This window comes from Clostridium sp. CM027, assembly GCF_024730565.1.
GTDB lineage: Bacteria > Bacillota > Clostridia > Clostridiales > Clostridiaceae > Clostridium_AD > Clostridium_AD estertheticum_B.
Map to the genome: position 1 here is coordinate 115289 of NZ_CP077725.1, position 23695 is coordinate 138983.

General features: G+C 31.7%; 26 protein-coding genes. 24 read left to right on the forward strand and 2 right to left on the reverse strand.

Features of this window, described 5'->3' with window-relative positions; genetic code table 11:
- Position 1 precedes the first annotated feature (1 nt).
- From mreC to KTC92_RS00660, 23 genes are all read left to right on the forward strand, one after another.
- Positions 2–853, forward strand: a complete 852-nt coding sequence (mreC, locus tag KTC92_RS00550; RefSeq protein ID WP_216301768.1) for a rod shape-determining protein MreC — start codon at positions 2–4, stop codon at positions 851–853.
- Between the two features lie 10 nt (positions 854–863).
- The gene (gene mreD / locus KTC92_RS00555) at positions 864–1355 is read left to right on the forward strand and encodes a rod shape-determining protein MreD (protein ID WP_220285969.1); all 492 of its coding nucleotides are present in this window, start codon (positions 864–866) and stop codon (positions 1353–1355) included.
- A gap of 40 nt (positions 1356–1395) precedes the next feature.
- A complete protein-coding gene (locus KTC92_RS00560; RefSeq protein WP_258280649.1) occupies positions 1396–4257 on the forward strand; it encodes a penicillin-binding transpeptidase domain-containing protein in 2862 nt (953 codons plus the stop codon).
- Between the two features lie 237 nt (positions 4258–4494).
- The gene (gene minC, locus KTC92_RS00565) at positions 4495–5127 is read left to right on the forward strand and encodes a septum site-determining protein MinC (protein ID WP_216301769.1); all 633 of its coding nucleotides are present in this window, start codon (positions 4495–4497) and stop codon (positions 5125–5127) included.
- A 14-nt stretch (positions 5128–5141) separates the two neighbouring features.
- Positions 5142–5948, forward strand: coding sequence for a septum site-determining protein MinD (gene minD / locus KTC92_RS00570; RefSeq protein WP_165412880.1), 807 nt, complete (start codon positions 5142–5144; stop codon positions 5946–5948).
- A 14-nt stretch (positions 5949–5962) separates the two neighbouring features.
- A complete protein-coding gene (minE, locus tag KTC92_RS00575; protein WP_165412881.1) occupies positions 5963–6226 on the forward strand; it encodes a cell division topological specificity factor MinE in 264 nt (87 codons plus the stop codon).
- A 98-nt stretch (positions 6227–6324) separates the two neighbouring features.
- A complete protein-coding gene (gene rodA, locus KTC92_RS00580; protein ID WP_369811907.1) occupies positions 6325–7434 on the forward strand; it encodes a rod shape-determining protein RodA in 1110 nt (369 codons plus the stop codon).
- Positions 7435–7466: 32 nt separating this feature from the next.
- Positions 7467–7838: a methylglyoxal synthase gene (locus KTC92_RS00585; RefSeq protein ID WP_165412883.1), complete on the forward strand. Its 372-nt coding sequence runs from the start codon at positions 7467–7469 to the stop codon at positions 7836–7838.
- 147 nt (positions 7839–7985) lie between these two features.
- On the forward strand, positions 7986–8372 hold the full coding sequence (locus KTC92_RS00590; protein WP_220285968.1) for a hypothetical protein: 387 nt from the start codon (positions 7986–7988) through the stop codon (positions 8370–8372).
- Positions 8373–8543: 171 nt separating this feature from the next.
- Positions 8544–9404, forward strand: a complete 861-nt coding sequence (locus KTC92_RS00595; protein WP_220285967.1) for a M50 family metallopeptidase — start codon at positions 8544–8546, stop codon at positions 9402–9404.
- A gap of 173 nt (positions 9405–9577) precedes the next feature.
- Positions 9578–11425 carry a TIGR03960 family B12-binding radical SAM protein gene (locus tag KTC92_RS00600; protein WP_165412886.1) on the forward strand — a complete coding sequence of 616 codons (1848 nt, stop codon included), beginning with the start codon at positions 9578–9580 and terminating at the stop codon, positions 11423–11425.
- Positions 11376–12113, forward strand: a complete 738-nt coding sequence (locus KTC92_RS00605) for a TIGR03936 family radical SAM-associated protein (protein WP_187351421.1) — start codon at positions 11376–11378, stop codon at positions 12111–12113. Before KTC92_RS00600 ends, KTC92_RS00605 begins: the two co-directional genes overlap by 50 nt.
- Before the next feature lie 20 nt (positions 12114–12133).
- Entirely contained in the window at positions 12134–13576 is a 1443-nt protein-coding gene (locus KTC92_RS00610) for an Rne/Rng family ribonuclease (protein WP_220285966.1), read from the forward strand.
- Between the two features lie 136 nt (positions 13577–13712).
- Positions 13713–14024, forward strand: coding sequence for a 50S ribosomal protein L21 (gene rplU, locus KTC92_RS00615; RefSeq protein ID WP_165412889.1), 312 nt, complete (start codon positions 13713–13715; stop codon positions 14022–14024).
- Positions 14025–14026: 2 nt separating this feature from the next.
- Complete coding sequence (locus tag KTC92_RS00620) at positions 14027–14359, forward strand: ribosomal-processing cysteine protease Prp (protein WP_216301776.1); 333 nt, start codon at positions 14027–14029, stop codon at positions 14357–14359.
- 4 nt (positions 14360–14363) lie between these two features.
- Entirely contained in the window at positions 14364–14666 is a 303-nt protein-coding gene (gene rpmA, locus KTC92_RS00625; RefSeq protein WP_165412891.1) for a 50S ribosomal protein L27, read from the forward strand.
- A gap of 53 nt (positions 14667–14719) precedes the next feature.
- A complete protein-coding gene (locus KTC92_RS00630) occupies positions 14720–15301 on the forward strand; it encodes a Spo0B domain-containing protein (RefSeq protein WP_216301777.1) in 582 nt (193 codons plus the stop codon).
- Positions 15302–15343: 42 nt separating this feature from the next.
- On the forward strand, positions 15344–16627 hold the full coding sequence (obgE, locus tag KTC92_RS00635; RefSeq protein ID WP_165412893.1) for a GTPase ObgE: 1284 nt from the start codon (positions 15344–15346) through the stop codon (positions 16625–16627).
- Positions 16628–16679: 52 nt separating this feature from the next.
- Positions 16680–16970 (forward strand): YhbY family RNA-binding protein, encoded by a 291-nt coding sequence (locus KTC92_RS00640; RefSeq protein ID WP_165412894.1) that lies wholly within the window; start codon positions 16680–16682, stop codon positions 16968–16970.
- Positions 16971–17014: 44 nt separating this feature from the next.
- Positions 17015–17668 (forward strand): nicotinate-nucleotide adenylyltransferase, encoded by a 654-nt coding sequence (gene nadD / locus KTC92_RS00645; RefSeq protein ID WP_216301778.1) that lies wholly within the window; start codon positions 17015–17017, stop codon positions 17666–17668.
- A gap of 10 nt (positions 17669–17678) precedes the next feature.
- Positions 17679–18251 (forward strand): bis(5'-nucleosyl)-tetraphosphatase (symmetrical) YqeK, encoded by a 573-nt coding sequence (yqeK, locus tag KTC92_RS00650; protein ID WP_165412896.1) that lies wholly within the window; start codon positions 17679–17681, stop codon positions 18249–18251.
- Between the two features lie 4 nt (positions 18252–18255).
- The gene (locus KTC92_RS00655; RefSeq protein WP_258280650.1) at positions 18256–19530 is read left to right on the forward strand and encodes an LCP family protein; all 1275 of its coding nucleotides are present in this window, start codon (positions 18256–18258) and stop codon (positions 19528–19530) included.
- A 178-nt stretch (positions 19531–19708) separates the two neighbouring features.
- The gene (locus KTC92_RS00660; RefSeq protein WP_165413707.1) at positions 19709–20665 is read left to right on the forward strand and encodes an RluA family pseudouridine synthase; all 957 of its coding nucleotides are present in this window, start codon (positions 19709–19711) and stop codon (positions 20663–20665) included.
- 65 nt (positions 20666–20730) lie between these two features.
- On the opposite strand, the gene KTC92_RS00665 is transcribed toward KTC92_RS00660, so the two are convergent.
- Entirely contained in the window at positions 20731–21981 is a 1251-nt protein-coding gene (locus KTC92_RS00665) for a D-alanyl-D-alanine carboxypeptidase family protein (protein WP_220285965.1), read from the reverse strand.
- Between the two features lie 150 nt (positions 21982–22131).
- Here KTC92_RS00665 and KTC92_RS00670 point away from each other — a divergent pair, with 150 nt between their 5' ends.
- Entirely contained in the window at positions 22132–22893 is a 762-nt protein-coding gene (locus tag KTC92_RS00670) for a helix-hairpin-helix domain-containing protein (protein WP_220285964.1), read from the forward strand.
- A gap of 375 nt (positions 22894–23268) precedes the next feature.
- Here KTC92_RS00670 and KTC92_RS00675 read toward each other — a convergent pair whose 3' ends face one another.
- Positions 23269–23529: a hypothetical protein gene (locus KTC92_RS00675; protein WP_220285963.1), complete on the reverse strand. Its 261-nt coding sequence runs from the start codon at positions 23527–23529 to the stop codon at positions 23269–23271.
- Between the last annotated feature and the right edge of the window lie 166 nt (positions 23530–23695).

Genomic DNA, 23695 nt, shown 5'->3' on the forward strand with positions numbered 1-23695 from the left:
TATGGGATTTTTAAAAAATAAACTGGCAGTAGTTATTATAATACTGTCAGTTACATTTTTATCTTTAATAGGATATAGTGCAAATCGAGAAAAAATATCTTTCGTGGAGAATGGTGTGGGTGTAACGATAAATTCAGTGCAGGGTATATTTTATGGTGGGTTTCATAAAATAAAGGGTTCTTTTAAATTTATAACAAACTTGTCAAATATTAAAGCGCAAAATGAAAAACTTCTAAAAACTAATAGCGAGTTACAAGTTAAAGCATTAGAATATGATACTGCAATAAAAGAGAATGAGAGGTTAAGAAAAATGCTTAATTTTTCAACGCAAAGAGATGAATACAACTATGTAGGTGCTGAAATAAGAGGATTAAGTGGAAATAGTTTTTCAGATGGCTTTATAATAAATAAAGGCACAAATAAAGGCATAAAAAAAAATATGATAGCCATGACTGGAGACGGGCTCGTAGGTCAGGTTACATCTGTTGCTGATGATTGGGCCACCGTTCAATGTTTATCTAATGAAAATATTGCAGTGGCAGGTCTTGTTCAAAGGACAAGAGATAATAATGGTATGGTTAAAGGATATAAAGATGAAAACAATAAATTACTAGCCGAAATACAGCATCTATCTGTAGATTCAAGTATAAAAAAAGACGATATAATAGTAACATCTGGTCTCGCTGGCAAATATCCAGCTAAAATTAGAATTGGAAAAGTGCTAAGTGTTCATGAGGATAAAGGTGAAGTAATGAAAAGTGCTATAATCGAGCCATATGTTGACTTTTCAAAAATTGAAGAAGTTTTTATTGTGGTACCAAAACATATAAAAGATGGTGAAATAATATATTAGGAGTTGTAGTATGAAGAGAATATTAACAGTAGTATGGTTATGTATTCTATTCCTAATATTAGATAATACGTTGATGCCTTTACTCAAAATAAACGGTACATATCCAAGTTTAATATTTACTTTTGCACTGTGTTATTCGATTGTTAGTTCGCCAAAAGACGCAGTAATAATTGGAGTTTTTACCGGCGCACTGCAGGACATCTATTTCTTAAATGGATTTGGAATCAATATGTTAAGTAATATGCTTATGTGCGCTATAGCTGCAAACATAGGTAAAAATATATTTGTTGAAAAACCATTTTTGCCAATAGTTTCAACTTTTGTGTTAAGTTTAGTAAAAGGGTTAATAGTATTTTCTATATTGTTTTTGATAAAGCAATATACGCATATGGGGGTAGTATTATATCATGGAATATATAATCTAATAGTTTCTATTTTTATGTATAGATTCGTGTATAAACTTTCACAAAAAGAATATATGAAGAAAGAGTGGAAATTTTGATGCAGTACATTTATATGATTTTTAAAAGGTTGGTGCAAAAGTGAGAAAGAAAAATAAAAATAACAATAAATTTTCTAGATTTAATGCTTTAATTGTAATTATGATTTCGATTTTCTCAGTTATTATTTTCAAATTAGTGAATATACAGGTAATCAATGGCCGGGTGTATATGGAAACAGCAAATCAACAAAATCATAAGATAATATCTAAAGTAGCACCAAGAGGTGAGATAATAGATAGAAATGGTGCGAAACTCGCTACAAGCAAGCAAAGTTATATAGTGACATTTACTAAAACAAAAGAGAGTGAAGAAAAATTCTTGCCAACTATTGATAAGGTATTTAAAATTCTTGATGATAACAAGCAAACTCAGGTAGATGAGTTTGCACTTAAAGTAAAGACTAGTGAGGATAAAAAAGATGTAGAGTATAGTTTTGAATTTAAAACCTCAGATAAAACATCACAAGATTGGATGGAACTTAGATTTAAAAAAGATAGAGGGTTTGATGAGACAGTTATTAAAAAACTCTATAAGGGTAAAAAGAAAGATGATTTAACCGCTGATCAACTTAAAAAAGTTGATGAAGAACTTTTAAAGATTACGCCAGAAGAAGTGTATAATCAACTAATAGTGGATTATAAGCTGGACGAAATCAAGGATTCTAAAAGCAAAGAAGAGCTCAGACGGTATATGGTAGTTAAGGACAATATAAAAATTCAGAGCCTTTCTGGATATAAGCCAGTAGTTATCGCTAACGATTTATCTAAGGACGTTGCATTTATTTTTGAACAAATGCAACCTGAAATTCCTGGTATTAGTGTTATGACTCAGCCTGTTAGAGTCTATCCTAATAAGGATCTAGGTTCAGCTTTCCTAGGTTATATTTCTAAGATAAATCCTTGGGATTCATCTAAGTATGAAGAAAAAGGTTATGATATAAGTACGGATTCTATAGGTACGTCAGGAATTGAATCAGCTTTTGAAGATGTTTTAAAGGGAACTAAAGGACAAGAAAGTATAACAGTTAATAAACAAGGGCGTAAAGTTAATACTTTAGGTGAGATTGCAACTTATCCTGGACAAACAGTGCAGCTTAATATAGATAAAAATATGCAATATGCTGCAGAGAAATCTTTAGATGCTGTGATGCTCCATCTACAAAAAAAAGGGAAGGACATATCTCAAGCTGTTGATACAACAAATGCAACCAGAGGCGCGGCGGTGGTAATTGAAGTTAAGACGGGCAAGATATTAGCACTTGCAAGTAGACCTGGGTATGATCCTAATATGTTTAGGCAAGGGTTAACTAGTGCTCAATATGATGAGTTGTTAGGCCCAGTCACAGAGAAAATTGGACTAGATTATATTAAAAAAAGAGGGCTTGCAGATATTAAAGGGGTACTAACCGATAGTGATATGTCAAAATCCAAAGAAGAAAGAGAGAAAATAGTACTTGATTATATGTTCCCGATAGATAAAAGTGTAAAAGGGAATACTACAATTAGGAAGGATAATAATGATATTTTCCCCAAAGCAACTTTCAATTATGCAACTAAATCTCTAATACCACCTGGTTCCACATTTAAACCAGTGACAGCTATTGCTGGGCTAGATGAAGGCGTTATAACCAAGGATAGTCAAGTAAATGATAATGGACCATACAATCACCGTTATGAAAGCGTTACAGCTGCATGTTGGATATATAACGAGCATGGTTATGGGCATGGAATGGTAAATATTCAAAAGGCAATGAGAGAATCTTGTAATTTTTACTTTTATGATGTGGCTGATAAACTTTTTGAAAAGGCTGGTGAAAACAAAGCTGGATTAGACTTACTAGCAAAATATGCATGGAAATTTGGTCTTGGAATAGATCCGAACAGTAATAAAAAACCTGCTACAGGTATAGAGATTCCAGAAAACTTTGGACAGGTATATAATTATGAATCTAGTAAAGAAATATTAGCTAATATTCATATAAGTAATCTAGTGAAACTTTTACAAAGCGGAATAAATAATGGAGGAGTAAAATTTAAACCTCTTGATATTGAACCAAAAGCTGAAAGTGGCACTACTAAAGAAATAGATGAAATAAAAAAAGAAAATGAAAACAAACGTAAGTATCTTGCTATAATTAAGGAAAAAATGAAAAAAGACAAGGTAGATTCTATTAATTCAAATATGATAAAGGAGCTCATTGAAGGTTCCTCAGCATTAAAAGGTAATAATTATACAGATAAAGATATCAAAGCAATGTCTGAAACTATAAATTCAGAAATAAGTGATTGTAATACTGAAATTAATACTGCAGCTAATGCATACTATGCAGCTATAGGTCAGGGGTTTGATTCTTTTACCCCACTGCAGTTAGCAAATTATGTATCTACCCTGGTAAATGGAGGAAATAGATATGAACTGCATTTGGTTGATAAAACTTTAGATGCGGATGGAAATGTAATTAAGCAAACTAAGCCTGTAGTTTTAGAAAAAACTGGTATAAGTGAGAATACAACTAATATAATTAAAGAGGGTATGTTAGAAGTTACTAGTGATCCTCAAGGTACAGCATATGGGGTATTTAAAGATTTTCCTATACAAAATGGAGGGAAGACAGGTTCCGCTACTTTTAATGAGGTTACTCAAACAGCTCTCGGAAGGACTTCCTTCGGATATTATATTGGGTTTGCTCCCTATGACAAACCTGAAATAGCTGTTTGCGCAGTGGTTTTTGATGGAGGTCATGGTGGTTATGTTACTCCAGTTGCTAAAGCAGTTTATGAGCAATATTTTAAAGCAGAATTACTTAAAAAAGATCCTAAATATAAATTTATGGTTGATCCAGATAAGGGAACTAGTAATATAGATTTAAATAATACTACTAATGGAAATGGTCACGATTAGTAAAAAAATCTAAATTATAAATAAATTAGAACTTTAAATAAACTCTGACAAATTTGTTTGTTAGAGTTTATTTAATTGTAAAAGCATGGTGAAAAAATAAAAAAATATATTTATATTGAAATTAAGCAGGAATTTACTGTTAATATGTTGAAATAATAGCTTAAGTTCAATTATGGAGCAAAACGATTATTTATTTAAAAGTTACGTACACCAGATGAGAACTAGGAGGTTAAAATTATGGTTACAGATAAAATAATCATTAAGGGAAATAAAGAGGGATTAAATGTAGTTATAAATATGAATCATTTCAGTGATTTTGATGACATGCTAGAGTCTTTAATTGATAAGCTATCACAAGGGAGGAAATTTTACAAAGGTAGCACTTTGAAAATTACTACTGAACTTAAATACATAAATGAAAGGGAAAGTATAAAATTAAAGGAAATATTATTTGATGAATTTTTAATTAGTGATTGTATTTTTCAGGAGCAAGAAGATTCCGTAGGAAAAGTGTTTACTGGAATTTATGAGGGGAAAACTAAGTTTTTGAGGAAAACTATAAGAAGCGGACAAAGTATAAATTATCCTGGTAATGTAGTTATAGTTGGTGATGTTAACCCAGGAGCTGAAATATATGCAGCAGGAAATATAATTGTTATTGGTACTTTAAGAGGGGTTGTACATGCGGGTACTAATGGTAATGAAAAAGCTATAATTGCGGCAGTTAAGTTGCAACCTCAAATACTTCAGATAGGAAGCATAGTAACGAGGTCCCCTGAGGATGAAGTAAAGCCTCTATATCCGGAGGTGGCAAAAATTAAAAATGGCAATATCATTGTGGAACCGTATTTAGCAAATAAATATATATAATGGAGGTAATGCACATGGGAGAATCTATAGTTATAACTTCGGGTAAGGGTGGGGTAGGTAAGACAACTACCACAGCAAATATTGGAACAGCTATCGCATCTATGGACAAAAAAGTAGTAGTTATTGATGGAGATACAGGACTTCGAAACCTAGATGTTTTAATGGGACTTGAGAATAGAGTAGTATTTACATTAGTAGATGTTATTGAAAAAAAATGCAGGTTAAAGCAAGCCCTAATAAAAGATAAAAGGTTTAACAATTTATATTTGTTACCAACAGCTCAAACAAGAGACAAGAATGACATTGATATAAAGGATATGCTTTTAGTAGTAAAGGAATTAAAAGAAAACTTTGATTACGTTATTATAGACTGTCCTGCAGGTATTGAGCAAGGCTTTGAAAATGCTATAGTAGGAGCTGATAGAGCTATTATAGTGGTTAATCCTGAACTTACTTCAGTTAGAGATGCAGATAGGGTAATAGGAAAATTAGATTCTAAGGGTATAGATAGACATGAGGTTATAATAAACAGAATGAACTATGAAATGACAAAAAATGGGGATATGTTATCTGTAGATGATATTATAGAATGTTTGGCCATTAAATTAATAGGCGTCGTTCCAGATGATAGGAAGGTTACTATTTCAACAAACAAAGGGGAACCAATCGTTCTTGATGAAAAGTCTTTGGCGGGTCTAGCTTTTAAAAACATAGCAAGGCGAATAATGGGAGAGGAAGTATCATATGCTTCACTAGATGGATCATCATGTAGTGGGACAGGATTCTTTGCTTCTCTAAAAAGAATATTTAAAGGGATATAGGGGGTAGGGCATTAATGAATTTATTTAAAATGTTTTCTAATAAAATTTTTTCAAAGGATATTGCAAGTGATAGATTAAAGCTGATTTTAATACATGATAGAGCGGACTTTTCACCTAATTTTCTAGAAATGATTAAGGCCGACATACTAAAGGTAATTTCAAAATACGCCGAAATAGAAACGGGGGAAATTGAGGTTAGATTAACAACAACGGAAGAATATGAAGGAAATTCACCAGCACTAATTGCAAATATACCTATTAAAAAAATAAAGAGATAAGTTAGCAAAGGCTTTGTATAATTAACAACTTATGCATAGCTTTTTTTTATTAATATGATATAATCATATTTGAGATGGAGGTAGGTTAAACCATGAAAATTTTACAAAACCTAAGACTTAATAAAAAACTGTTAAGAGAATTGGATTATAGTGTGATTATAGTAGCAATTTCTATTGTGATTTTTGGATGCATAAATATTTATAGTGCTACAGTGAAGAATTATGGAACTAAGTTAGTTAAAATGCAAATTATATGGTTGATAGTAAGTATTGCTGTGATGTATGTTCTTTTGGTCTTTGATTATATGTTAATAGAAAATTATGCCGTTATAATATATTGGGCAGGCGTTGCATTGTTAATATATGGTGATGTTTTTGGAACTGTTGTAAATGGTGCAAGATCTTGGATAAATATAGGCATAGGCACCCTGCAACCTTCAGAATTTGCTAAGATTGGCATGATAATAATGCTGGCTAAGAAATTAGATGAAATGGAAGGGCGAATTAATGATCCTAAAAATTTGTTGGAGTTAGCATTTTATGTGGCAGTGCCAATGTTATTAATTATTATTCAACCGGATATGGGAATGACTATGGTAAGCTTTTTTATAGTACTAGGGATATTTTATTGTATTGGACTAAATTACAAAGTGATAATTGGAGGAATGACTTCAATATTGCTTATAGTTGTAGGTGTATGGAATTCTCCAATTATGAAAACTTATTGGAAAGGAAGACTCACTTCATTCTTGCATCCTGAGCAATTTGCACAAGGGTATGGTCATCAGCTTATTCAAGCAAGACTCGCTATAGGCTCGGGAGGAATACTAGGAAGAGGGTTTGGAAAAGGAGTGCAGTTTAGCTCTGTTCCAGAAAATCAGACGGATTTTATTTTTGCCGTCTTAGCAGAAGAATGGGGACTTATTGGTGCATTAGTATTATTATTATTATATGGACTACTTATATGCAGGTTAGTAAAAATTGCAAAAGAATCGAAAGATATTTTTGGCACTGTGTTGTGTGTGGGATTTATTTCGAATTTATTATTTTCAATAATGCAAAATATGGGAATGACAATGGGACTTATGCCTATTACAGGAATAACTCTACCATTTATGAGTTATGGTGGGAGCTCACTTTTAACAACTTTTATATCATTAGGATTAGTGCTTAATGTAGGTATGAGAAGGAAAAAAATAAATTTTTGATAATATTCAATAAATCATGAGGGGGAATAGATATGAGAATAGCACTAGTAGCCCATGATAAAAAAAAGGCTGATATGATTGACTTTGCAACAAGGTACAAGGATGTTTTAGAAAAACATGATTTATACGGAACAGGGACAACAGGAAAATTAATAAGTGAACAAGTGGGACTTGATGTTACTAGGTTTTTATCAGGACCACTTGGCGGTGACCAGCAAATAGGTGCAAAGCTTGCACAAGAAGAATTGGATATGATAATTTTTTTAAGGGATCCACTAACCCCTCAACCTCATGAACCAGATATTTCAGCACTTCTTAGATTATGTGATGTACATTGTGTTCCACTTGCCACAAATTTAGGTACAGCTGAAGTTTTAATGAGAAGTTTAAAAAATCGTAAATAGAACAACATAATCGAGTAAGCGCTGCATAGTTTGCAGTGCTTATTTTGTTTAAGATGATATAATATATACTTTTTTCTTATAATATGTAATATAAATGGTAGAAATTAAATATATATAAATAGTAAAAGATTGTTAGAGGGGGATAAAATGGGTAATTATAATACGCAGTATCAAAGCTATTATAATAATTTGGCAAAAAGGCATAGAAGCGCAAATAGTTTTCATAGTGAAAATAACAAACAAAGTGGAATGCCTAATTTTTATATAAAAAGATTAACCAGGGAATTGATTGGTGTACTAGTATTGTTTATTTTTGTATTATGCTTAAAAGTAGTAGTTACACCTAAAACTCAATATGTTTATAATTATTCTAAGCAAGCAATAAACAAAGAGTATGATTATGGTACATTAATAGATAAAGCGAAGGGCGTTAAATTTAAAGATGTAGAATCTGTTACAGTGAATTTCATAGAGAAGGTTAAAAGCAAAATTTCAAGTGGGGATGGAATAAATAGTAAAGATATTAATTTTTGATGGTTTAATGACAGTTCAGAAGGGAAGCCGGCCGCTTCTATAAGTAGGAGGTCCATACTATAGCAAAAAAGAAACTTTAGTGGGAATATAGATCTCCTTCTGAAGTCGTTAATATTGCAGCTCCGCAGGAGATGATTTAATGACAGTTCAGCAATTGCTTTGGGGGATTAATTGATAAGAATAAGTAAGTTATTTATACCGTATATTATTTTGTTAATAATATTAGGATTTAAAGGAGAATTAGTAATAGCTTTTGCTTTTGTATTCATCCATGAGATGATGCATTATTTAACTGCTAGAATTTTAGGATTTTCAGGCTTTGATATCGAAATTCTTCCTGTAGGAGCCGTACTTAAGGTGAAAGATTTAGATGAAGCAAGTGCTAAAGAGGATTTAATAATTTCTTTATCGGGTCCCTTATTAAACTTATTATTAGCAGTTATTTTTTATATTTTATTTATATTATTTAATAGACCTTATTTGCATTTAATTTATAAAAGCAATTTAGCTTTAGGCATTTTTAATCTTATACCAGCCTTTCCACTGGATGGAGGAAGGGTGCTTAGGGATATACTTAATATTAAGACTATATATAGAAGGGCAAATGAAATTTCTATTAGGGTTAGTATGATTCTTGGAAGTATTTTCATGTTTATATATTTTGTAAGTGTAGCAGCAAATAAAAGCAACTTTAATTTAGGCTTAATTTCTATATTTATTTTAATATCTTCGATTAAAGAAAAGGAAAGGATAGTATATTTGATTATGGGTTATATTATTAGGAAGAAACATAGATTTATAAAGAGAGGATATGTAGAGAATAAAAGTATATCTGTTTTTTGTGAAAAAAATTTATTATCGGTACTAGGAATAATTGATAAGAATAAGTACAATTTGTTTACAATACTAGATGAAAATATGACATTGCTAGATACGTTGTATGAAGAAGAAATAATTGAGGCAATAAAAGCCTATGGTAATATAAGCCTAAGTGAGTACATTGACATTAAAAAATTAAAAAATAATGTATAATAAGATATCTTAAAGTAAAACAAAGCCTATTAAAGGTTGGGTGTTTTACTTTAAGATATTTTTCATTTTGAGATTTAACGCTCATGTGTTAGAATAAAATAATGTAATGTGTCTATGGCAGATACAAAGGATAACTATTATCTAGCCTAGAGAAAAAACGAGGAGTGATTTCTATGAATAAAATTTCAGATGATATCTTATTTAAGGTCGAAAAGCCTGCTAGATACATAGGTGGAGAACTTAATTGTTGTTATAAAGATTTAGAAAAAATTGATATAAGATTTGCTTTTTGCTTTCCTGATGTGTATGAAGTGGGAATGTCACATTTAGGTAGTAGAATACTTTATCATGTATTAAACGAAAGAAGCGACACTTATTGCGAAAGAGCGTTTGCTCCTTGGCCAGATATGGAAAAACAAATGAGAGAAAATAATATTTCTTTGTATGCTCTTGAGAGCAAAGATTCTTTAAAGGAATTTGATATTTTAGGGTTTACTCTGCAATATGAGATGAGCTACACTAATATACTCAACATGTTAGATATGTCGGGTATTACTATAAGAGCTTCAGAGAGAGGTGAAGATGAACCCATAGTTATGGCTGGGGGACCATGTGCTTATAATCCTGAACCTCTTCACGATATAGTGGATTTCTTTGAGATTGGCGAAGGCGAAGAAATAATGAATGATGTGTTAGATATTTACAAAAAGTACAAAGGTCGTAAAAAAGAATTCCTAAGAGAAATATCTAAGATAAGAGGAATATATGTGCCTTCCTTATATGAGGTGTCCTATAATGAAGATAACACTATCAAGGAATTTAAGCCTAAATATGATGATGTTCCTAAAATCGTTAAGAAAAGATTCGTAACAGATCTTAATGAAGTTGCTTTTCCAGATAAAATCGTAGTTCCGTATACTGAAATAGTACATGATAGGGTAATACTCGAGACATTTAGGGGATGCACTAATGGATGTAGATTTTGCCAAGCGGGCATGATATATAGACCAGTTAGAGAAAAGAGTACAGCTAACATTATCGATGCTGCAGATAAATTATTAAAGAGCACAGGGTATAGAGAAATATCTTTAAGTTCTTTAAGCATATGTGATTATTCAGATATACGAAACCTTATAACGACGCTAATTGAAAAACATAAGGAAGACCACGTGAGTGTATCTCTGCCTTCAATTAGGATAAATTCTTTCTCTGTAGATTTAATTAAGGAAATACAAAAGGTTAAAAAAACTGGTATAACTTTTGCACCGGAAGCTGGAACCCAAAGAATGCGCGACATTATAAATAAGGGAGTTACAGAGGAACAAATATTAGAAGCTGCCAGCAGCGTTTTTGCTTCAGGGTGGTCAACTATAAAGCTTTATTTCATGGTTGGGCTTCCTTATGAAACTATGGATGATGTACGAGGCATTGCAGAGCTTTCGGATAAAGTTGTAGCAGAATACTTTAAAATCCCTAAGGAAACACGAAAAAGAGGATTAAGGGTTACTTCAAGTTCCGCTATATTTGTACCAAAACCATTTACTCCATTCCAATGGGCGCCGCAAGCAACAATGGATGCGGTAGTTGAAAAAATAAAAGCAGTTAAGTATGCTATAACAAGTAAGGCGGTTATTTATAATTATCATGAATCTGTAGTTTCGTTTCTAGAAGCGGTAATTGCTAGAGGAGACAGAAGAATTTGTGATGTTATAATTAAGGCATTTGAAAAGGGTGCGAAATTTGATGGTTGGTCTGAGTATTTTAATTTTGAAATATGGAAAGAAGCAATGGATGAATGTGGCGTTTTAGGAGAATTTTATGCTTATCGCGAAAGAAGTTATGATGAAATACTTCCTTGGGATTTTATAGATATTGGTGTTAATAAAGAGTATCTAATACTCGAAAATGAAAAAGCAAAAAAAGTAGAATTAACTCAAAATTGCATGTTAGGCTGCACGGAATGCGGCGTTAATGTTAATTTTAAAGAAGGGACGTGTTTCAACGGTGCGTTATTTAATTAAGTATACTAAAGGCAGTGAAATTAAATTTGTTGCTCATTTAGATTTAATGAGAACCCTCCAAAAAATTATTAAAAGGTCAGTTCTTCCAATAGAATATTCAAAAGGCTTTAATCCTCACATGGCGGTATCTATTGCACAACCATTGTCTGTAGGGGTACATTCTGAGGGGGAATACATGGATGTAGTGTTAAACAGTGAGTTAGAAGAAAAATATATTATGGATAAAATGAATGAAAATACGCCACGTGGAATTGAAATTTTAGATGTGGTAAAAGTTATTCCAGTTGAGGGAAAAAAGAAAGCTCAAGCTATGGCGATTATTGATGCTGCTAAATATACAATTAAACTAAAATGCACGGGTGGAGAGGATGCACTAAAAACATTGCAGAGTATTTGTAGTGCAGGCGAATGGAACATCGTTAAGATGAGTAAAAGCGGAGAAAAAATGATTAATATAAAACCATTAGTGCATAAATTTGAATATGAAGTAGATAGCTCAGTAATTTGTATTTCAGCACTTATTGCTTGTGGAAGTCGTGCTAATTTATCAGCTCGGTTATTAGCAGACTATTTGAAGGAAAATATAGAGTCTATTAATAAAGAAGCTTTTGTTGATATAGAGCGGGAAGAAATGTATGCATATAAAGATGATAAATTAGTCACTCTTAGCGAGCTTTTCAAAAATTAGTAAAATAGGAGTGGATTAAAGTGAAAGAAATATATATTGAAAGGCAAGAAGAATTTTTAAGAATAGCTATAAAGGAAAATAACAAATTAAAGGAATGCTTCATAGAAGAAGAGGATAGTGGCCCTATTCCAGGAGAAATATATCAGGGAGTCGTAAAAAATATTGTTCCAGCAATTAAATGTGCTTTTATAGATATTGGGAAGGGCAAAGACTGCTATATGTATCTTGATGAAAAGTTTAAGAATACCAAGATAAAAAAAGGCGATGAGATTATAGTTGAAGTCTTAAAAGAAGAGATCGATAAAAAGGGAGCTAAAGTTACTAGTGCTTTCGGCATTGCAGGTATTTACTGCGTGCTTGTAAATATGAATAAAGACATAAGCTTTTCTAAAAAAATAAATAATAGAACTTTTGAAACTATGGTGGCAAATCAACTTAACAAGCCAGAGGATATAGGGGTAATGATTAGGACTAATGCCTTTGATGTAGACATTGATACCCTAAACGATGAAGTTCGTGAATTATATGAAATATATAAGGCCGTTATAAACAGAGCGAAGTATTCAAGAAATCCTATTTTGCTATTTAGTGATGCTGGAGCTTTAAACAGAACTCTACGTGATATTTTAGATAAAAACACTTTTAAAATAGTATTGAATAATGAAAGTGATTTTCAGTATACGAAGAAATTTACAGAAAAACGATCGGACATCAATGTAAAAGTTGAATTTCATAGTGAAAGCAGAATGTTACTGGATTATTACGGAATAGAAAAAGAAATACTCAGTCTTCGCAATCATAGGATTCCACTAAAATGTGGAGGAAATATTGTAATTGATAAAACTGAGGCAATGTATGTAATTGATATTAATTCTGGGAAGAATACAAAGAGTCGATCACTTCGAAAAACTGCACAAAGCACCAATATTGAGGCGGCGACAGAAATTGCAAGACAAATTAGACTTCGAAATCTAAGCGGAATCATTATAATAGATTTTATTGATATTGAGGATTTAGAAGTGAGAAAAATTATATTAGACGTTTTAGAAGCAGGATTTGCGGATGATAAAAACAAGACTGTAATTTATCCATTTACTGAGCTAAATTTGGTTCAAATTGCAAGACGGAGGCGCGGAAAGTCTATATACGAGTTTATTGAGGAACCTTGCAAGCATTGCGGTGGGAAGAGTAGCAGGGTTAAGCTAGCCTATATTCAATTTTTAATTAAAAATGAAATTTTTAAGATACATAAGGAACAGGGCATTAAAGATATATATATTGAAATTGACGGAATTTACAAAAAGGATATTATGGAGGATGTTTTAGAATTTGCACGTCAAATAGGAGCGTTAGATAATAAAATTTATGTGAATTTTATTCCCCATTTAGAAAAATTCAAAGTAGAATCGCTAATTTTCGCAAATCAAATAAGAAATTTGCAAACACAGAAGATATATGGGTAAATACACTTTACAAACATTTGGATATATGTTAGAATGTCATTTGTAGACCGCACACGTAAGGTTATAAACATACTTGCTTATTTTACATAAAGGTATGTACCTGGGATGGCGAGACTGGATCAAGGAGGTGTATTTTATGTACGCAGTTTTAGTTACTGGTGGAAAGCAATATAGAGTTCAAGAAGGAGACGTTTTATTCGTTGAAAAATTGGATGCTGAAGTTGAAACAACCATTGAATTAAATGAAATTCTTGCAGTAGGCAAGGAAGAAGGCTTAATAGTTGGAAAACCTGTAGTAGAAGGAGCTAAAGTTGTTGCTAAAGTATTAGCACAAGGAAAAGCTAAGAAAATTATAGTTTTCAAATTTAAGAGAAAGTTAGATTACAGAAAGAAACAAGGACACAGACAAGCATATACTAAAATTCAAATCGAGAAGATAGAAGCTTAGTTATGGTTAAAGTTGAATTTGTTCGAAGAAAAGGTAAAATAGTTTCTTTTAAAATAAAAGGTCATGCTCAGCCTAAAGAAGCAGAATTAGATGTAGATTTAATTTGTGCTGCTATTTCAGCAATTTCTCAAACTACAATTATTGGGATTGAGAAAGTTCTAAAAATTAAGGTGAAGTATGATATAGAGGATGGATTTTTGAATTTAGATTTAAAAGATCAAACCCTAAAAGATATCGAAAGATGTCAAGTTTTACTTGAAACAATGATACTTGGACTTAAAAGTATAGAAATTACTTATGGTGAATATATAAAAGTAGAAACAGAGGAGGTGTAGTACAATGTTAGTTATGAACCTTCAGTTATTTGCTCATAAAAAAGGAGTAGGTAGCTCAAGAAACGGTAGAGATAGTGAATCTAAGAGACTTGGGACTAAACGTGCAGATGGACAATTTGTTCTTTCAGGCAATATTTTAGTAAGACAAAGAGGAACAAAAATCCATCCAGGAAACAATGTTGGAATAGGTGGAGATGACACTCTTTTTGCTAAAATTGATGGAGTTGTAAAATTCGAAAGAATGGGCAAAATGAAGAAAAAAGCAAGTGTTTATCCTGTTGATGTAGAAACGTGTATTGCTGAATAATTTAAGGCACCCTTAAAGGGTGCTTTTTTAAAATTCTCTTTTGGAGGATAGTAATGAGTGATTTAGAAAGTTTTATAAACTTAATTAGAAAACAAAGACATGATTTTATGAATGATCTGCAAGTTATATCTGGATATTTGCAAACGAGGCGACCGAAAGATGCTTTGAAATACATAGATAGGTTATCCAAGGAAAATGAAATTATCAGTGAAATTTATAGATTACAAGATAATGGATTTTCACTATGCCTTGAGAATAATATTAAAAAACTATGGCAAAATGAAGTAAAAGTAGAAATAAACATCGAAATTAGCAATTTTAAAAGTAAAATTTTTGAAATTGGATATAATAAAAAAGGCGATTTACTTAACACTATATTTATGGAACTAGAAGTTACTAATCAGAAATTTGTATATATTTATATATTCGAAGATGAATTAGGTGAAAGTTTACTGATTACTAATAATGAAGCTATGTCTGACGAAATGAGTTGGATGGATGAATGGCAACAAATAGAAACAGAAATAGATGATTTAAGAATTTATAAATGTGTTTTTGATAATAATATAGCTTATAGATTAATATTCAGTACCATAAGTGATGTTATCACCTGCGGCGCTGGGCTAATAAATTAAAATTAAACAAAATAGAAAATGAGCTAAGGTAAGGTGAAATATATGTTTATTGATACAGCCAGGATTTTTGTTAAATCAGGAAATGGTGGCAGTGGAGCCGTTTCGTTTAGAACAGAGAAATATATACCACTGGGTGGACCAGATGGTGGAGACGGTGGAGACGGTGGAGACGTAATATTAGTAGTTGATCCTAGTATGACTACCCTATTAGATTTTTCATATGCAAGAAAATTCGTAGCAAAAAATGGAGTAAACGGTTCTGGTTCTAAGTGTTATGGAAAAGCTGGAGAGGATCTGTATGTTAAAGTTCCAATGGGGACTATTGTGCGTGACATGGAAACAGAAAAAATAATGTATGATTTAGCTCATGATGGTGATAGTTATAGAGTTTGCAAAGCTGGACAAGGCGGAAAAGGTAATGTTAAATTTTGTACACCTACAAGGCAAGCGCCAAACTTTGCTGAACCAGGAATGCCAGGAGAAGAAAGATGGATTAAGCTTGAACTTAAGAGCTTAGCTGATGTTGGATTATTAGGTTTTCCAAATGTAGGCAAGTCAACATTGCTTTCAGTAGTATCAAAAGCAAGACCTAAAATTGCTAATTATCACTTTACAACTTTAAAACCGAATTTAGGAGTAGTAAGTGTTAAGGGTGCACAGAATTTTGTTATTGCTGATATACCAGGAATAATTGAAGGTGCAGCTGAAGGAGTAGGTCTTGGAATAGGTTTTTTAAGACATATTGAAAGAACTAGAATGCTTATTCATGTGGTTGACATTTCAGGAATTGAAGGTAGAGATGCTGTAGAAGACTTTGTAAAAATAAATGAAGAACTTAGAAAATACAGCGTTAAGTTATGGGATAGACCTCAGATAATAGCCGCTAATAAGAGTGATTTGCTGTTTGATGATGAAGTATTTGAAAACTTTAAGAAGAAATTAAATGAACTGGGATATGATGATAGTAAGATATTTAAAATATCTGCAGCTACAAATCAAGGTGTGGATGCACTTATGAAAGAAGCGGCTAGAATGTTAACTACTATCCCAGTTACGGAACTAATAATAAATGATGAAGATAAATTCATAATAGAAGAAAAGAGATTCACCTACACTGTTGAGGTTGATGAAGAAGGAACTTTTGTTGTTGAAGGAAGTTTTGTTGAAAGATTGTTAAGTGCTGTTAATATAAATGAACCGGATTCTCTTAAATATTTCCACAAAGTGTTAAAGAATAAGGGAGTATTTGACGCATTAGTTGCAAAAGGAATTCAAGACGGTGATTTAGTAAGACTACAAAAGTTTGAATTTGAATTCTTATTATAAAAGATAATGAGCGATAATTCTTATCTTATAAGAATGTAACTAGGAGGATATTATGATTACAAGTAAACAAAGAAGTTATTTGAGAACTCTTGCAAATCCATTACAACCTGTATTTCAGGTTGGAAAAGCTGGAATAGAAGAAAATTTTTTAAAACAGATAGAAGACATATTAGAATCTAGAGAGCTTGTTAAAATTAAAATTTTAAACAATAGTGGAATAACTGCTAGAGAAGCATCAGATATAATTTGCACGGCTATAAATGCTGAAGGAATACAAAGTATTGGTAGTAAATGCGTATTGTACAAAAGGTCATTAAAAAAGCCTAAAATTGAATTACCATAAAAGCATGTAATTTTACATGCTTTTTCCTTTATATAAATTAGAAAATGTGTTATTATTTTACAGAAGGTACCTTATTATACTATAAAGAAGGTGTTACAGTGAAAAAGGCTATTTTTGGAGGAACCTTTGATCCAATTCACATAGGGCATGTTCATATTGCCTATGAAGCATTATACAATTTACATTTAGACAAGATTTTATTTATGCCAGCAGGGAATCCACCGAATAAAATTAATAAAAAAATAACAGATGCTCAAATTAGATATGATTTAGTTAAAAAGGCAATAGAGCACGAAAGCCACTTTGAAATAAGCGATTATGAAATTAATAAAAAAGAGAATAGCTATACTTATGAAACACTTGAACTTTTTAGTGAATCGCAAACTAATATAGAGTGGTATTTTTTAATTGGTGGAGACAGCCTAATGGATTTAGATAATTGGAAAAATGTAGATAGAATACTCAAAAGTTGTAAGTTGGTGGTTTATGGTAGAGCAGGATTTACAGTGGAAGAATTGTTAAAGCAGAAAAATCATGTAGAACAAAAGTTCAATGGTAAAGTGATTTTTCTTAATATGCCAATTATAGACATATCTTCAACGAACATTAGAGGTGGTATAAAAAAAGGTAGAAATGTTGATTATCTTCTTCCTAAGGGTGTAGAGGTAATAATTGATAATCTTCAGTTATATAAATAGGGGGATTTAAATGTGGAATGAGAAAGAAATGCTCCATTATTTGAAATTAAGTTTAAAAGAAAGTAGATTAAGACATAGTTTAAACGTTAGTGAAACTGCAGTAACGCTAGCAGTTATTTATGGAGAAAATGTAGAAAAAGCACGAATTGCAGGCTTAATACATGATTGTGTTAAGAATAAGACTGATGAGGAGCTTATAAAACTGGCTATAGAACATGAAATACAATTAGATGAAATATACCTAAAGAACCCACCAATTTTGCACGGATTAGTTGGAAGTATACTAGCTAGAGAAGTAATGGGGATTTACGACGAGGATATTTTAAATGCTATTCGTTATCACACTACTGGTAGAAAAAGCATGAGCCTTTTAGAGAAAATAATTTATATTGCAGATTATATTGAGCCATTAAGAAAATTTGATGGGGTAGAAGAACTAAGAAGCTTAAGTAATATTGATTTAGATGCAGCAGTCATAAAATCTTTTGACAATACTATAAAATATGTTATAGGTCAAAAGGGATTATTGCATACGGATACAATAGAAGCAAGAAATTATTTATTAAGTAAATATAGTAGGTGAGAGTATGAGTGATAATAAAAAAAAGAGAAAAATAGTAAATTATAAAAGATTTGCAATTGTTATCAGTACTTTAGTGGTGACAGTGCTTGTGTTAATTTTTGGTTATCTTTATTTCTACTTAAATAGCTTTAATAATAGTGCATTAGATTTAACCCAAAAAGGATTAGCATCGGAATTAAATAAGGATGATATAGAAAAGATTAAGAAAGATGGGAAATCTTGCAATATACTGGTTATGGGCGTAGATGTGGGTACTCCAGGTGCTACAAATGCTGACGATCCAAAGAGGACAGACACAATGATATTAGCACATTATAATGCAAATGATAAAAAAGTTAATTTGGTTTCTATCCCCAGAGATACTTTAGTTACGATAAATGGTAAAAATCAAAAAATTAATGCTGCCCATGCTATTGGTGGCGTGGATTATGCAGTTGCTGCTGTACAAAAGTTATTAGGTGTTCAAATTGACTACTATGGCAAAATTGACTATAAAGGATTTAATAAACTAATTGATGCTATTGGTGGAGTAAATATTGACATAACAAGGAAAATGGATTATAAAGATCCTGATCAAGATTTAAGCATTCATTTTGAAAAGGGGACGAATGTTCATTTGGATGGTAAAAAAGCTGAGGAATTTTTTAGGTGGAGAAAAAATTCCGATGGTAGTGGTTTTGAAAATGGTGACTTAGGAAGAATAGAAAATCAGCATATGTTTATTTCTAAAGTTATGAAGAAAGTAAAAAGTCCTATTACAGTAATTAAGATTCCAAGCATTTTATCAGCAATAAAAAGTTCTGTAGAAACTAATATGGATGCTAATGATATACTTAAATATGGATACATATTTGCAACCATTGGTAGTGATAAGCTCTCCATGGATACCATTAAGGGCGATTTAAAGAGCGTACATGGTGTATCATATGTAGTATATAATAAAGCTCAAAATAAAGAGATTATTTCAAAATTAGAGGGCAGCCAGGTACAGAATATTGATAAGTCAAAACTTAAAATAAAGGTGATTAATGGGACTAAAACACCAGGACTCGCTAGTGACTTTTCAACATATCTTGTAGAAAACGGCTATAATAAAGCGGTAACAGGAAATGGTAAATCTACTAGTAAAACCAAAATTTTAGTATATAATGGTAATAAAGACATGAAAAATGATTTAGAAAAAGATTTTAAAATAGACAATATTGAATTTTTATCCTCCAGTGATGAAAAATTCGATATAATAGTTTTCTTAGGTAAAGATCATAAATTAATGCATTAATAATTTTCAAAGAAGATTTCAGCCACCAAGGAGATGATTTAACTTACCAATACTATTTAATTATGAGGGGAAGAAAAAATGGGAAAATATATTATTAGCACAAAGTTAATGGCTAGAGATTGCGTTCAGGTAGGAAAGTTTCTTAAGGATGCAATAGTTGAAATGGGAGTAATTGCCATTGAGTAATGATAAATTAACATATGTAGTTGGAGCAAACATCGTTGACGTAAAGATAAGAGATTATTTAAAGTACACAGAAAATTTATCTGGCAGATTTATAAAAAGCTCAGGGCTTAGTGGGAAAATAAGGGTAAACAATCAAGTAGCTAAGTTGAATCTTAGAATAAATTCAGAGGATAAAATAGAAATTGATATGAAAAAAGACGAACATCAAAATATTGAGCCTGAGAAGATGGATATAGACGTGGTATATGATGATATAGACCTTATTGTTGTAAATAAGAGCCCGGGAATAGTAGTTCACCCAACTCGGGGTTATCCCAGTGGTACTCTTGCCAATGGAGTTTTGTATTATTTTAAGGAAAGAGATGAAAAATGCATTGTTAGACTCGTAAGTAGATTAGACAGGGATACTTCAGGTCTTATAATAATTGCAAAAAATCAATTTTCACATATGGCATTAGCTAGAGATATGCATAGCAGTGATTTGCAGGTAAGAGATATGCAGGAAAGCGACATGCATAGCAAAACTTTCGAGAAGAGTTATATGGCTGTTGTACATGGCAATATGGAAAATAAGACAGGTACTATTGATTTGCCTATTGGAAACCCCGATGAAGAAAGTGCAAGGAGAGAAGTTTGGGCAGATGGACAAAGAAGTATAACTCATTATGAAGTTATTGATTCTTTTGAAAATGGTGATTTGTTAAAAGTAACTTTGGAAACTGGTAGAACACATCAAATTCGTGTTCATTTAAGTCATATCGGTCATCCACTTTATGGAGATAGCCTTTATGGAGAGTGCGAAAGCCACTATATTGATAGGCAGGCACTTCACGCTTATAAATTAATTATTCCGCATCCAAGAACTGGTGAGAAGCTTATACTTAAATCAAAACTTCCAGATGATATAGCGAATTTGGTAAGTAAACTTAAAACTGAAAGTGACATATAAAAAAGCACCAAGTATAAACTATTAATCTAGTTTATACTTGGTGCTTTTTTATATGTTATGTTTTACTATTTAAAGTGTCTGGGAATATACTCTATTATGTTTCTCCTTTTTCCTATTTTCCTTTTTTTTGATATTATAACAAATAACAATAGTGCTAAAGCAAGTGCAAGATATTTTAGTGCATTTATTGTGTTTGTTGAGAGTGAAGGGGTTTGAACGTGCTTTTTAGCATAATCTATTCCACTAGTCAAATCTAAAGAATAAGAATCTTTACCATAAGTAATTGTAGCATTACTTATTAGAACACCTTTCTTAATTGGCGAAAGGCCTATTTTTTTTTCCTCAGTTTTAATAGTTGGAGTTAAAGTTGGATTTTTAGATTTAACAATATAAAGATCAGTTGAAGCAAGTAGCGGAACATTCGTACCGTCATCTAAAGTTAAATTTGATACTTTATCATTCTTATTAAATTGTTTATAGAGTTCAAAATTATCAAAGCCATAATCCAATAATTTTTTACTGTCTGGAAAAAATGTCTTTTCAGAGTCATGTACAAGAGATACTATAAGCTTTTGACCATTTCTACTAGCTACGGCAATAAAGGAATGCTGTGATTGGATAGTATATCCTGTTTTTCCACCTTCACAGCCTTTATAGTAGTGTGGGTCATTCTTTTGTATTAGTCTATTCTCATTCCAAAGAGGACGGTTTTCCTTGGATTTATTTGTTGCTGCCATTTTATATGAAGGCGTTGTTGAAATCATATTGTACTCGGGATGCTTAGTTAGCTCTTGCATAATTAGGGATAAATCATAGGCTGAAGTTTTATGATTTACGTCATATAGCCCATTTGGATTGACAAAATTAGTGTTTTTACAACCTAGAGATTCTGCCTTTTCATTCATAAGCTTTGCAAATTTTCCTGTGGAACCACTTATATGTTCTGCTAAAGCTACGGCACAGTCATTAGCAGAGGCTAATATTAATCCGTATAACAATTCTTTTACAGAAACTTTTTCGTCTTTAAGGAGATATATTTTTGAACCATCAGTCATCTCTGCGTTTTTACTTACAGTTACCACATCGTTTAAATTAGAGTTTTCTAAGACGAGAAGTATAGTCATTATCTTTGTGGTAGAAGCTGGTGGGTAAGCAGAATCTTTATTTTTCTCATAAAGTAGTTTACCAGTAGTGGCATCCATTAAAACCACACTATCAGCAGACACCACTGGCGGTTTTAATAGTGCTTTAACTGTTGGGGCCGTATTAAAAAATAAAAAAAATGATGCAAGTGCTATTGTGATTAATTTTTTCATAGGTTACCTCCAAGTTTTTCAACATTTATAGTATATCAAAAAAAATCTTTCTTAGCGATAGTATTTACGTAAACTTGTCAATAATTTTATATAGGATGGCAAAATAATTAGCAAGTGTCCTGTGCTCTAGGAGGTTAACGAGGAGATATTATGAAAAATAAAGAGAAAATAATTGGTTCTATAGTTATTTTATGCATAAGTATTGCATTTATAATTGCTGGCTACAAATTGTCAAGTCCAAAAGGAAATGTTAATGCTTCGGATTATAAGGATATATTTGTAGAAACTGATAAAACTTCAGAAAAAAAAGATGCAGAGGGCGTTATTGCAGCTGGATCAAATAAAGTAGAAGGTAGTAATGCAAAAGTAGAAGGTAGTAATGCAAAAGTAGAAGGTAGTAATGCAAAAGTAGAAGGTAGTAATGCAAAAGTAGAAGATAGTAATATAAAAGTGGATATAAAAGGTGCTGTAAAAGATCCTGGTGTTTATGATATAAAAAAAGGAAGTAGAGTTACCGATCTTATAAAACTAGCAGGTGGGGGAACTAGTGATGCAGACCTTGATGCGACAAATCTTTCTGCAAAACTAAATGATGAAGATTGTATTGTGATTTGTAAAAAGGGTGAGGTAAACAAAACACAAACGCCCCTGAATACTACTCTAAAGAGCAATTCTAACGATTCTGCGACTTCAAACTCGGGTAGCACTGAAAAGGGCGCTATTATTAACATAAACACTGCTAGCAAAGAAGAACTAAAGACTCTTACAGGAATAGGGGATGCTAAAGCTGATGTTATAATCGAATATAGGCAGCAAAATGGAGGATTTAAGTCTGTAGAAGAGATAACAAAAGTGGGCGGTATTGGAGAAAAGACCTTAAGCAAATTTATAGATAAGATAGACATAAAGTAATTAAATCATCTCCTGGGTCGCTGAAATGTCGTTAAACTAATAAAGTTTATATGGGATATTTGTATATTTATATGAACTAAGGATACAATATACAGATGAACGAGGGAGATTTAAAGCATGGAGTGTAGGATTAAACAATTCGACAAGATTATGCACATTGATATTGAATATATCGGTGAAATATGCTAAAATTAATAACATACATGGGGGTAGGTGATAGTGTGCCTGCCGAGTTAAAACTATGTTGTAGTGCTAATACGACGAATGAATTCAATTTACACATGTTTCATAATTAAATAGACATATTGCGGCTTAGATACATAGTTTTATGCTATCTGAGCCGCTTTTTATATTGTATTCCATAAAAAAAAGAGTTTATAACTCTTTTTTAAAATTCTCTTCAATAAATTCTATTCCGGTAAGTTCAATTTTATAATTTCCTCTAACCGCTTGTTTAGTTATAAGCCTTTTTTTCATTAAAGATTCAAGAGAAGATTTCAAAACCCTAATATCACCTTTACCATTACCTAGATTAAGCGCAAGTTTTATTTTTGCGATGCTTTGTGGGGATGCGGTTCTATTTTCATACAGATAGTTTAATATGCTATCTTCAATTTCTTTTATGTTATCTTTCATAAATATCCTCCTTCATTAGCGTATTTAGCCATAATATATAAGTATACTACATACATTAGGTAATATAAAGAAAAATTATCTAAGAAACTGTCATGGTTTTTATGTAGGGGGCAAGAGATAAACATAGGTAGCGTTAGCTTTGTATGGTATATATTGTAATAAAGCT